The organism is Bradyrhizobium sp. 44, assembly GCF_023073095.1.
In the GTDB taxonomy this organism is placed as follows: domain Bacteria; phylum Pseudomonadota; class Alphaproteobacteria; order Rhizobiales; family Xanthobacteraceae; genus Bradyrhizobium.
On the sequence record NZ_JADPIY010000004.1, the window covers coordinates 129082 to 141342 of the forward strand.

A 12261-nucleotide genomic window follows, 5' to 3' on the forward strand; every position below is an offset into this window, starting at 1 on the left:
ATGAAATTTCGTCAGACGGCAGCGGTCATCTTCGCATTCATCTTGGCTTCGCCGGTTGCTCTGGCGCGGGCCGACGATGCGAACGCGCCTGCCGTCGCAAGGGTGCTCTATCAGGCGCCAGCCGCCTCGCCCCGGCACAGCGTGTTCATCAGCGATCTGCATTTCGGCGTCGGCAAGCAGGCCGGCGGTGCATGGGACCCGACGGAAGACTTCCGCTGGCCGACAGCGCTGGAGGGCTTCCTGAACAAGATCACGGAGGATGGCCAGCAACGCGTCGATCTCGTCATCGTCGGCGACTTTCTCGAACTCTGGCAGCCGCCGGCCGGGATCAAATGCGACGGTGCGGGGGCCGACCTCGGCTGCACGATCGACGAGATGGCCGCTTTGGTCGAGAAAGTGGCCGCCGAACATGCAGCCGATCTTGCCATCTTGCGCGCGTTTGCCGAGCGCGGCGAAAACCGGTTGCACATCATCGTCGGCAATCACGACTCGACATTGCGCTATGCCGCGATCTGGAATGCGCTCGGAGCCGCGTTGAATGCCGGCAGTGGCCGCATCAACCTCGTGACCGAAGGCGCGTGGATTTCTGCTGACGGCCGAATTCTGGCGGAGCACGGCAACCAGATCGGTCAGGACGTCAACAAATACGCAACATGGCCCACGATATCGCGTCACGTCGGCGGCAAGGACTACATCGTTCGGCCATGGGGCGAGCTGTTCGTTCAGCGCCTGTTCAACGACCAGGAAAAGACCTATTCGATAATCGACAATCTCAGCCCGGAGACCGCGGGGGCCCGGTATCGCGCCGCGGATCGAGGGCTTTGGGGCTCAGCTTCCGACGTCGCCAGATTGTTAAGCTTCAACCTGCTGGAAACGTCGCTGAGACAGAAATCCGTCATGCTCGGGAAGCCTCCTGCCGGCAAGGTCAACTGGGATATCGGGATCGCGCGCGCGAAGGGCGCGATGCTTTTCCTCTATGCGTTGCCGAAGGAGGATCCGCTCAGGCAGCAATTGTCGAGTAACGACGACGACGCGAAGGCGATCAAGGCGGAGTTGGCTAAACTGGCGAATGACAAGGAGCGCTTACCCGACGCGGAAGTTCAACAGCTCTGCGATATGATCGCCGTGAATGAAAAGGATCAAATCTGCTGGGACATGCAGCTTGGAAGTCTTGCCGAACATTTCCTCTCGTCCAAGAGCAAGGTGATGGCGAAACATCTCGCCGCTCGTCAAGCCGACTACAAGTCGATGCGCGTCTTCATTTATGGTCACACGCACCAGTTCGAGGAGCCCTGGCGTGTCGAGGTCGAAGGCTCGCCGGTGACGATTACGATCGCGAACACCGGCGCATTCCAGCGATTGATCGATGACGCAGGGTTCCTCAGGCGGCTTGGCGGCCGCCCGCCGGAAGAAGCGTTGCGCTCGATGAGCCTTGAAGAATTGCCGCCCTGCTACACGGCCGTTGTCGTGTCGGCTCCCGCGTCAGGACAGCTTCCCGTTCCCAAGACTGTGGCGTGGCACATGCCGGAAGACGGTGCCGGCAGCTTCACAACGCCTGACGACCCGAAGTGTCGTTGAGCGGGGGCTGCGGCACGGCTCTATTGCCGCCGCACTGCCCGTCTCGAAGGATTTCTCCGCATTTGAGTTCCAATTGCCGTCACACCGGCAGCGCGATCGAATACTTCACTTGGCTGAGCGCAAAGCTGGACTCGATCGAGGCGATGCCGTCGAGCCGGGTCAGCTTGGTCTTGAGGAAGGTCTCGTAGGAGGCGAGGTCGGCTGCGACGACGCGCAAGAGATAGTCGCGGTTGCCGGTCATCAGATAGCATTCCAGCACCTCGTCCCATTTCGAGATCGCGCGCGCGAAGCGGTTGAGGTCCTCCTCCTTCTGCCGCGCCAGCTTGATCGAGATGAAGACGCTGACATGCAGCCCCAGCGCCTTCTGGTCGACGGTCGCGATGTAGCGCGAGATGACGCCGCGTTCCTCGAGCAGCTTGACGCGGCGATGGCAGGGCGACACCGACAGCCCGACCTTGTCGGCCAGTTCCTGCATGGTCAGCCGGCTGTCGTTCTGGAGGTAGCTGAGGATTTTTCGGTCGATGGCGTCGAGGGCGGGCATTGGGATGAACCTGTCGTTTTTATCGATTGATTGGTAATCTATCCCGATATTGGCTGGTATTGCGCGAAAAATTGAGAAGTTTGGCGCGTCCCGCAGGAGTATCATCGGGCACCTGTTTTCCGGGAGCATTGCGATGCCCGTTGATACCGCCCGCCTCGACACGTTGACCGCGCTCGCCCGCAAGGCGCTGTGGCTGTCGTCATGGACCATCCATCACGCCAACCACATCCGCTCGAATGCGGACGGCCTGAAGGTCGGGGGACATCAGGCCTCGTCGGCCTCGCTCGCCACCATCATGTCGGCGCTGTATTTCCACGTGCTGAAACCCGAGGATCGCGTCGCGGTGAAGCCGCATGCGAGCCCGGTGTTCCACGCCATCCAGTATCTGTTCGGCCGGCAGAGCCGCGAGAAGCTGGAGAATTTTCGTGGCTTCAAGGGCGCGCAGTCCTATCCCTCGCGCACCAAGGACGTCGACGACGTCGATTTCTCCACCGGATCGGTCGGCCTCGGCGTTGCGCAGACGCTGTTCGCTTCGCTGGTGCAGGACTACGTCAAGGCACATGGCTGGATGAAGGATCGCCGCGAAGGGCGGATGATTGCGCTGGTCGGCGACGCCGAGATGGACGAGGGCAACATTTTCGAGGCGCTCGCGGAGGGCTGGAAGCACGGCCTGCGCAACACCTGGTGGGTGGTCGACTACAACAGGCAGTCGCTCGACGCCGTCGTCCGCGAAGGTCTCTGGGAAAAGTTCGAGACCGTATTCCGCAATTTCGGCTGGGACGTGGTGATCGTGAAATACGGCCGGCTGATGCGCGAGGCCTTTGCGGAAGCCGGCGGCGAGGCGCTGAAGCGCTGGATCGACAATTGCCCGAACGCGCTCTACGCCGCGTTGTGTTTCCAGGGCGGCGCGGCGTTCCGCAAGCACCTCCACGACGAGATTGGCGATCAGGGCCCGATCACCAAGCTGATCGACAAGCGCAGCGACGACGAGCTACTGGCGCTGATGTCGAACCTCGGCGGCCATGACATGGCGAGCATGCTGGACGCCTTCGAATCCATCGATCACGATCGCCCGGTCTGCTTCATCGCCTACACCATCAAGGGCGTCGGCCTGCCGTTCCAGGGCCACAAGGACAATCACGCCGGCCTGATGACGGTTGCGCAGATGGAGAAATATCGCGACAGCCAGAACATCCGACCGGGACACGAATGGGACAGATACGAGGGCCTCGCCCAAGGTCCCGCCGAGCTCGACGCCTTCCTCGCGGGCGTGCCGTTCAACCAGGACGGCCGCCGGCTCACCGCGCCTGTGATCGAGGTGCCGTCGCAGCTCGCCTTCAAGCCGGCGCCGCAGATGTCGACCCAGCAGGGGTTTGGGCTGGTGTTGAACGAGATCGCGCGCGGCGACAGCGAGCTTGCCAGGCGCATCGTCACGACGTCGCCTGACGTCACCGTCTCGACAAATCTTGGTCCGTGGGTGAACCGACGTGGCCTGTTCGCGCGCGGCGAGAAGGCGGACTTATTCCGCAGCGAGAAAATTCCCTCCACCTTCAACTGGGACTTCTCGCCCAAAGGTCAGCATCTCGAGCTCGGCATCGCCGAGATGAACCTGTTCATCATGCTCTCGGCGCTCGGCCTGTCGCACCAGATCAACGGCGAGCGGCTGCTGCCGGTCGGCACGCTCTATGATCCCTTCATCGAGCGCGGTCTCGATGCGCTGAACTATGCCTGCTACCAGGATGCCCGCTTCATGGTGGCGGCAACGCCGTCGGGCATCACGCTGGCACCCGAAGGCGGCGCGCACCAGTCGATCGCAACGCCTTTGATCGGCATGGCGCAGGATGGGCTCGCCTCGTTCGAGCCGGCCTTCGTCGACGAGCTCGCCGTGATCATGGGTTGGGGTTTCAACCACATGCAGCGCGATCCGGGCGAGGGCGGCTCGGTCTATTTGCGGCTGTCGACGCGCAGCATCGAGCAGGCGCAGCGGATCATGACACCCGAGCTTGCAGAGGGCATCACCGACGGCGCCTATTGGCTGCGCAAGCCGGGCCCCAATGCCGAAGCCGTCATCGCCTATACCGGCGCCGTTGCGCCGGAAGCGGTCGAGGCGACCGGCTTCATCGGCGAGAGCCGGCGCGACATCGGCCTGCTAGCGATCACGTCCGCGGATCGTCTGCATGCGGGGTGGACCGCCGCACGGAAATTGCGCCGTGATCGGCGCGGCGTGCAGCATCTCAGCCACATCGAAAAACTGCTCGCGCCGCTGCCGCGCGACTGCGGCATCGTGACCGTGATCGACGGCCATCCGGCGGCGCTGGGCTGGCTCGGCAGCGTCCGCGGCCACCGCGTCGAGGCGCTCGGCGTCGAGCAGTTCGGCCAGACTGGCACCATCGCCGACCTCTACCGCCACCACGGCATCGACGCCAACGCCATCATCGATGCGGCCGAGAGCCTCACCACCGGCGCGCCGGTGCTGCATCGGAAGATGGCGGTTTAATTCGTCGCCCCGGCCTAGTGCGCAATTGCGCACTAGGCCGGATGACATCGTGAGTGAGGCGAGACCTTGCCACCCCTCCGCCACAGGCTCATATAACCTCCTTCCGCCGCAATGCTGGCCCCGCACATGGCGGGTTCAATTGCCGGCGCTTTCGTGCAAGGATGCCTGCCGAAACGCCCCCTCCAAGCCCCCAAGAAGAGGTTCACTATGGTCAATCGCATGCAGTTCTACATCGACGGCGCCTGGGTCGATCCCGCTGTCAAGAAGTCCACCGCCGTGGTCAATCCGGCGACGGAAGAGGCGATGTACGAGGTTGCGCTGGGCTCCAAGGCCGACGTTGACAAAGCCGTCGCCGCCGCCAAGCGCGCGTTCGTGACGTTCTCCCAGACCAGCCGTGACGAGCGCGTCGCGCTGCTGACGAAAGTCATCGAGATTTATAAGGGCCGCCTCAAGGAGATCGGTGCCGCCGTCTCCGACGAGATGGGCGCGCCGCTGCCGATGGCCGAAAAGCTCCAGGCCGGCGCCGGCCTCGGCCACCTCATGACCACGCTCGACGTGCTCAAGAACTATCATTTCGAGGAACCGGTCGGCACCGCCATGGTGCTGCGCGAGCCGGTCGGCGTGGTCGGCATGATCACGCCCTGGAACTGGCCGCTCAACCAGATCGCCTGCAAGGTCGCGCCGGCGCTCGCCGCCGGCTGCACCATGATCCTGAAGCCATCGGAGTTCACCCCGACCTCGGCGCTGATCTTTGCGGAAATCCTTCATGAAGCCGGCGTGCCGAAGGGCGTGTTCAACCTCGTCAACGGTCTCGGCCCCGAGGTCGGCGCCGCCATGAGCGAGCACCCCGATATCGACATGATCTCGTTCACCGGCTCGACCCGCGCCGGCATCGACGTGGCCAAGCGTGCGGCACCGACCGTGAAGCGCGTCAGCCAGGAGCTCGGCGGCAAGTCGCCGAACGTCATCCTCGAAGGCGCCGACCTCACCAAGGCGGTGACCGGCGGCGTGATGCACATGTTCAACAACTCCGGCCAGTCCTGCAACGCGCCCTCGCGCATGATCGTGCCGGCCTCGAAGATGAAGGAAGTCGCCGCGATCGCGAAGGCCGTCGCCGACAAGACCAAGGCGGGCGACCCGCGCGCCGAAGGCACCACCATCGGCCCGGTCGTCAACCGCGGCCAGTGGGACAAGATCCAGGGACTGATCAAGAAGGGCATCGACGAGGGCGCAACGCTCGTGTCGGGCGGCCCGGGCCTGCCCGAGGGCGTCAACAAGGGCTTCTATGTCCGTCCGACCATCTTCGCCGACGTCACCCCCGACATGACGATCGCCCGCGAAGAGATCTTCGGACCGGTGCTGACCATCATCGGCGCCAAGGACGAAGCCGAGGCGGTGCACATCGCCAACGACACGCCCTATGGGCTTGCCGGCTACGTCACGGGTGCGTCCGTCGAGGATGCCAAGCGCGTCGGCCGCCAGATCCGCGCCGGCAACGTCAATCTGCAGGGCGTGCCCAACGATCGCACCGCGCCGTTCGGCGGCTACAAGCAGTCCGGCAACGGCCGCGAATGGGGCAAATACGGCCTCGAGGACTTCCTCGAAGTGAAGGCCGTTGCGGGCTTCAACGCGGCGTAATCTCTAGCGCCTGGGTGAACAAAACGCCGGAGCGGCAAACCGCTCCGGCGTTTTTCGTTCCGTCATTGCGAGCGAAGCGAAGCAATCCAGAATCTTTCCGAGGGTGCAGTCTGGATTGCTTCGTCGCAAGAGCTCCTCGCAATGACGAGGAGAGAGTTGGGAAGACTATCCCCCGACCGCGCCCTGCGTGTTCACATACAACGCGTAGATCGACTGGCTCGCGGCCATGAACAGGCGATTGCGCTTGACGCCACCGAAGCAGAGATTGGCGCAGCGCTCGGGCAGGGCGATGCGGCCGATCATGACGCCGTCGGGCGCGAATACCACGACGCCGTCGAGTTCGGGATCGCCCATGCCCCAGCCGCACCAGAGATTGCCGTCGATGTCGCAGCGCATGCCATCCGGCGTGCCCGGGCCTGCGTCGATTAAGACGCGCTTGTTCGAGATCGTGGTGCCATCCGCCGAGACGTCATAGGCGAGGATCTTGCGGTTCGGCACGCCGCGTGATTCCACGACGTAAAGGATGTTCTCGTCCGGCGAGAAGCACAGCCCGTTCGGCCCGAGCACGCCTTCGGCAACGATGGTCGCCTTGCCGGTCGCGGGATCGAGCCGATAGACGTTCGGATCAATTTCCGGCTCGGCCTTGTAGCCCTCGTAATTGCCTAGCAGACCGAAGGTCGGATCGGTGAACCAGATCGAGCCGTCCGATTTAACAATGACATCGTTCGGTGAGTTTAACCGCTTGCCGTTGAATTGATCCATCAACACGGTGATATCGCCGTCATATTCGGTGCGGGTGACGCGTCTGCCGCCATGCTCGCAGGTGACGAGCCGGCCCTGGCGATCCCTGGTGTTGCCGTTCGCGAAATTGGAGGGCTTGCGGAACACTGAGACCGCACCGGTCTCCTCCTCCCATTTGATAATGCGCTGGTTCGGGATGTCGCTGCACAGGAGATAACGACCATCGCCGAACCACACCGGACCCTCGGCCCAGCGCAGGCCGGTCGTCAGCCGCTCTACCGCCGAGAGCTTCAACCAGTATTTTTCGAAGCGGGGGTCCAGTGCTTTTATCGCCGGATCGGGGTAATACGTCGCCGGCCGCCAGCCTTGAGTGTGGGACGGTGCCTCATTCATGTTGGTTCTCTCGTTTCGTTCCCTCTGGACAATCCAGCTATCATTAGAGACACGTGACGGCAAATCGGTCGCCAAGACGAGGAATGACATGCGCATCTTGATGACGGGAGCTTCGGGTGGAATCGGCACGCGGCTGCGGACATTGCTGCCGCCGATCTATCCGGACCTGCTGCTCAGCGACATCCGCCCGCCGGCCGATCTCGGCCCCAACGAACAATTCAAGGCGGCGGACCTCTCTGACATGGCGCAGTGCGAGGCGATCTGCGAGGGCGTCGACGGCATCATCCATTTCGGCGGCTATTCGGTCGAAGGCCCCTGGGACGACATCCTCCAGGCCAACATCATCGGCGGCTACAATCTGTTCGAGGCGGCGTATCGCAAGGGCGTCAAGCGCGTGGTGTTCGCCTCCTCGAACCATGCCGTCGGATTCTATCCCCGTCACCACAAGATCGGCACCGACGTGACCCCGCGCCCCGACGGCCGTTATGGCGTCAGCAAGGTGTTCGGCGAAGCGGTCGGCGCGCTCTATGCCGACAAGCATGGCCTGAAGGTGACTTGCCTTCGCATTGGCAATTTCGGCGACGTACCGCTGGACCTCCGCCGGATCTCGATCTGGCTGAAGCCGGAAGATCTGGTGCAGCTCTGCCAGATCGGGCTCGAGCATCCCGACATTCATTTCGAGATCTTCTACGGCGTGTCCCTGAACGAACGCGCGTGGTGGGACAACCACCGCGCCTACGAGTTCGGCTACCGCCCCACGGGGCGCTCCGAGGACCACGTGGCGCATGCGATGGCCGAGCAGGCCAAACTGAAGCCCGATCCGATCGGCGATCACTATCAGGGCGGCGCGTTCTGCAGCAACGAGTTCGACGGCGACACAAGTCGGATCATTGATTGGAATAAGCGGTAGTAACGCATTCGCAAATCCAGGGTGTCGGGATCGGCGCCCTAGACCACGCGCTTGCCGGCCTGGGCCGCGATGGGCCGCTGCACAAAGTACATCAGGATCAGGGAGATCACCGCCGTCGTCACGACGACGTATCCCAGCCGGTCGAAATGCCGGAGCGTGCCGTCGGCGTCCTGCGCGATGAGCGCGGCGGCGAGCACGGAGCCGAGTCCGCCGGAGAACTGTTGCAGCGACGCGCCGACCGCGCTGAAGGAGCCGCGTTGCGCCGGCTCGGGGATTGCGGAAATCAGCGCCTGCGACGGAATCATGCGGGAGAAGATGCCGACGAACATCAGGACGTTGACCAGGATCGCGACCGTCAGGCTCACCTCGCCGAGATGGGTGTAGATCAGCACCATGACGATGGACATGGCGCTGCCGAAGACGAAGGTCGGGTATTTGCCGAAGGCATCGCTTGCGCGTCCCACGAGCGGGCCGATGACAATGCTGAACAGGCCGGAGACGAGATAGATCGTCGGCAGATGCACGATGTCGATGCCGAGATTGTGCACGGTGTAGGCGCTGCCGAACGGCATCAGCATGTAGCCGCCGGTCGCCAGCAGGGTCGTCACCGAAAACGCCATCCAATAACGCGGCTGCGAGATTGTTGCGATCAGATGCCGGAACGGATTTCGATCCTGCTTCAGCCCGAGATGGCCGTTCACCGGCTTCATCAGGAACATCACGGCGGCCATGCCGATCACCGACAGGCCGACCAGTGCGCCGAACGCGACATGCCAGTTCCACTGGTTGGCGAGGAAAAGACCGGCCGGGATGCCCAGCACCTGGCTTGCAGCGAAGGCGGTTTGCACGAAACCCATGACGCGGCCGCGCAATTGCAGCCCAAACAGATCGGTGACGATGGCGAGCACGACCGAGCCGATCACGCCGCCGAACAGGCCGGTCACGATCCGCCCCAGCAGCAACAGGTGATAGTTGGGCGCGATCGCGCAAAGCGCCGTGCCAAGCGTGAAGCCGGCGTAGAAGAACAACAGCAGCCGCTTGCGATCGAACCGGTCGGCAAAGCCGGCCGCCAGGATGCCGGAAATTCCCGCGCTGAACGCATAGGCCGAGACCGCCACGCCGAACTGGGCGGCGGAAATATCGAGCGCCGGCATCATGATGGCGCCGAGCGGCGACATGATCATGAAATCGATGATGATCGTGAACTGGACCAGCGCCAGCAGCGCGACGAGGACCGCCTGGTAGCGCGAGAAGCCGCGAGGTGGCGCTTGCCGCTCGGCGATCGGCTCCGTCAGAGTTTGTTCCGTCATGGCATTTCGTTCGGGAGGGAGATGGATGGGGACGCGGGACGTGGCGCCGGAGCCCGGCCCCTATCTATTTCCGGCTTTGCGAAATTTCGATGGCTTGACAAACAGTTTTAATGCCAGTCCCGGCACTCGGGCCGGCATGGGCCTAGTCCGCGCCTTCATCGGGAATGTTCAACACGGTCCCGCAGGCCTTGCAATGCACCGCGTCGACATCGTGGCGCTGCAGACCGCAGACAGCGCAGGGGAAGCGTACCTTGGAGGGCGCGAGCAATGCCTTGGCGAGATTCAGGAAAAGGGTCACGCCAAAGATCATGATGACGACGGTTATCAGGCGTCCGACAGTTCCGGGCAGGGTGATGTCACCGAAGCCGGTCGTCGTTAGCGCCGTGACCGTGAAGTAGAGCGCGTCGGCATAGTGGGCGATCTGATTGTTGTGAGACCTCTGGGTCTCGTAGACGATCCCCGTCATCACAAAAATGAACACCCCGAGGTTGGCGACCGCAAAGACGACTTCCTCATTTCGCCGAAAGAAGGGGCTGTCGACCCGCAGACGTGCCACCATTTGGTAGTCGCGCAGCAGTCGCAATGTTCGAAATGCGCGCAGGAAGCCGCCGGCTTCTCCTGTGAGTGGTGCAAGGAACGAAACAATGACGATGATGTCGGTCCAGGTCGAAAGTCGCGCAAGGTCACGCAGCGGCTGACGGCTGATGATCATCCGTGCGGAGAAGTCTGCAAGGATCAAGACACCGAACACAACATCGAGCGACTCAATAGCCCTGTTGCGAGGCAGGAACGAGGTCGCAATGATGAATAGAACCGTGACGATATCAAGCACGAGCAAGCCATATCGGAATCTTATGCAGCCGAAAGTGTCGCCTTCATAAAGTTGTCGGATCCTGCTCTTCAGGAGCTCAAATGGGGCGGAGGCAGAGTCGAGCGCCGCACGTTCCCTCGTGTTGTTGCGATCAAGCACCATGGTCAGCGATTGCCGATTGTCTTGCTCGGGCTGTCTGCCCGCCGAGAAAAATGAGGTGGTCAAGCAGCGTCAGGAGAGGAAGTGACCGCCGCGCCTATCTCTCGGCATCCTATCCCTCCGAAGGATCGAGCATTTCGCCGATCTTGTTAACGGCGACGTTGATCGACATGCCGAGGTAGTCGCCGGGGTCGCCAAACCACGAGCCGGCCAGCGGCACGGCCTGGCCCGGATGCCGCGCAATGGCCACGGGGATCAGGTCGAAGCCGGCGCTCAGGCTGTTGGTTGGGTCGTAATCCAGCCAGCCGGCACCGGGCAGGAACACCTGCACCCACGCGTGGGTCGCGCCGGAGCCGGTCATGCCGACGGCGCCGCCATCGAGCGCCGCGTCGTAGAGATAGCCGCTGACGAAGCGGGATGCGAAGCCGAGCCGACGCAAGGTCTCGATCATCAACCAGGCGAAGTCCCGGCATGTACCTGATCTCGTGCGCAGTGTTTCGCTCGGGGGTTGGGTGCCTTCGGCCTCTCTTCCGCGATAGCTGAACTCGCTGCGGAACATGCCCAGCATACGGCGCAGCACGTCGACGGTCCGGTCCTGATCGCCGGCGACAAAGCTCTTGGTCCAGCTCGCATGGCTGCCGTCTGCATCGTCGGCATGCGGACGCAGGTAACCTGCAAGGTCGGTCCATTCGTCCGGGGTATACTGCACGGGAACCTCTTCGGCCCGGGGCTCCAGCGGAAACGTCTCCAGACCCTTAATGCCGAAATAGATGCCGCGAACCTTGAACGTGAATGTCAGTTCGCTGCCGGGTTCGCTGAATTCCATCACCGTCACGGCATTGGAGCGGGAGTCGGTGACCCAATGCACCTTTGATGGCAGGCTGGTCCGAGCGGACCAACGAAGCAGTCGGGTCGAGGAGCCGCGCCGCGGCAGGAACATCGCTCGGTGCGTGCCGAACGTAACCGGCTTTGCGTAGCGGTAGGTCGTGGTGTGTGTGATCTCGCCAATGATCGCCATGCATTGATCCGCTTCGATGTCTCGCGCCTGCGAGCTGGCGACGCCGCTTGCTGTGGTGCGGTTGGTCAAGCCAAACGGCGGCTGAATCGTTTTCCCCACAGGATGAGCGCATACAAGGTCCCGAGCCTTCGCTTTGGCCGTCCCGGCCCATTGATCTAGATCAACGTTGCTCTGGTCGATCTGCGCGATCGCAATTCGGCATTCGGTGCCTTGATCACAATGAAAATCAAATTGGCAGCCGTCGTACTGCTCGCGCTGATCATGTCGGGACCGGCGCGAGCCGCGATGCTCAGCGACGCCGAGGCGACGTTCCTCGACCAGCTCGTCACCGCGTCCGCGGTGCTCGAACAACGATGTGTCGGCTACGAAGTCAATGGTGCCGGCAGTGTCCAGCTCGGCGCCCGACTTCTCGGCAGCACGGATGCCGCGATGGCGATGATCGAGGCCTATTCTGCGGCCATCAACGCCCGCGATGGCGAGACCTCCGATCCCGGTAAATTTCGCCCCGAAGTGTCCGACGCGGCCGCCAAAACGTTCAGGCGCGTCCGGACCGATCTGATCAGAAACCCGAAGAGAGCCTGCGTCGACTATGGCGATGCCAGCGTGGATCGCGGTCTGCTGAGGCGGTACTGAACCGGGACTTGAGGGATTTAGATCTGCGCAAA

At 62.8% G+C, this 12261-nt stretch carries 10 protein-coding genes; 5 read left to right on the forward strand and 5 right to left on the reverse strand.

Features of this window, described 5'->3' with window-relative positions; all coding sequences use genetic code 11:
* Positions 1-1578 carry a metallophosphoesterase gene (locus IVB41_RS00620; RefSeq protein ID WP_027568848.1) on the forward strand — a complete coding sequence of 526 codons (1578 nt, stop codon included), beginning with the start codon at positions 1-3 and terminating at the stop codon, positions 1576-1578.
* A 79-nt stretch (positions 1579-1657) separates the two neighbouring features.
* On the opposite strand, the gene IVB41_RS00625 is transcribed toward IVB41_RS00620, so the two are convergent.
* Entirely contained in the window at positions 1658-2119 is a 462-nt protein-coding gene (locus IVB41_RS00625) for an Lrp/AsnC family transcriptional regulator (protein ID WP_007593935.1), read from the reverse strand.
* 133 nt (positions 2120-2252) lie between these two features.
* Here IVB41_RS00625 and IVB41_RS00630 point away from each other — a divergent pair, with 133 nt between their 5' ends.
* Both IVB41_RS00630 and IVB41_RS00635 read left to right on the forward strand, forming a co-directional pair.
* Positions 2253-4616, forward strand: coding sequence for a transketolase (locus IVB41_RS00630; RefSeq protein WP_247425847.1), 2364 nt, complete (start codon positions 2253-2255; stop codon positions 4614-4616).
* A gap of 207 nt (positions 4617-4823) precedes the next feature.
* A complete protein-coding gene (locus IVB41_RS00635; RefSeq protein WP_027568850.1) occupies positions 4824-6254 on the forward strand; it encodes an aldehyde dehydrogenase family protein in 1431 nt (476 codons plus the stop codon).
* A 165-nt stretch (positions 6255-6419) separates the two neighbouring features.
* On the opposite strand, the gene IVB41_RS00640 is transcribed toward IVB41_RS00635, so the two are convergent.
* Positions 6420-7388 carry an SMP-30/gluconolactonase/LRE family protein gene (locus IVB41_RS00640; RefSeq protein WP_247425849.1) on the reverse strand — a complete coding sequence of 323 codons (969 nt, stop codon included), beginning with the start codon at positions 7386-7388 and terminating at the stop codon, positions 6420-6422.
* Between the two features lie 88 nt (positions 7389-7476).
* Between IVB41_RS00640 and IVB41_RS00645 the strand changes: the two genes are divergently transcribed.
* A complete protein-coding gene (locus tag IVB41_RS00645; protein WP_247425851.1) occupies positions 7477-8298 on the forward strand; it encodes an NAD(P)-dependent oxidoreductase in 822 nt (273 codons plus the stop codon).
* A gap of 38 nt (positions 8299-8336) precedes the next feature.
* Here IVB41_RS00645 and IVB41_RS00650 read toward each other — a convergent pair whose 3' ends face one another.
* The 3 genes from IVB41_RS00650 to IVB41_RS00660 form a co-directional block, all read right to left on the reverse strand.
* Entirely contained in the window at positions 8337-9608 is a 1272-nt protein-coding gene (locus IVB41_RS00650) for an MFS transporter (RefSeq protein WP_247425853.1), read from the reverse strand.
* A gap of 142 nt (positions 9609-9750) precedes the next feature.
* Positions 9751-10581, reverse strand: a complete 831-nt coding sequence (locus IVB41_RS00655) for a potassium channel family protein (protein WP_081747937.1) — start codon at positions 10579-10581, stop codon at positions 9751-9753.
* A gap of 109 nt (positions 10582-10690) precedes the next feature.
* The gene (locus IVB41_RS00660) at positions 10691-11665 is read right to left on the reverse strand and encodes a transglutaminase family protein (protein ID WP_247360026.1); all 975 of its coding nucleotides are present in this window, start codon (positions 11663-11665) and stop codon (positions 10691-10693) included.
* 150 nt (positions 11666-11815) lie between these two features.
* Between IVB41_RS00660 and IVB41_RS00665 the strand changes: the two genes are divergently transcribed.
* A complete protein-coding gene (locus IVB41_RS00665; protein WP_247425854.1) occupies positions 11816-12229 on the forward strand; it encodes a hypothetical protein in 414 nt (137 codons plus the stop codon).
* The last annotated feature ends 32 nt before the right edge of the window (positions 12230-12261 follow it).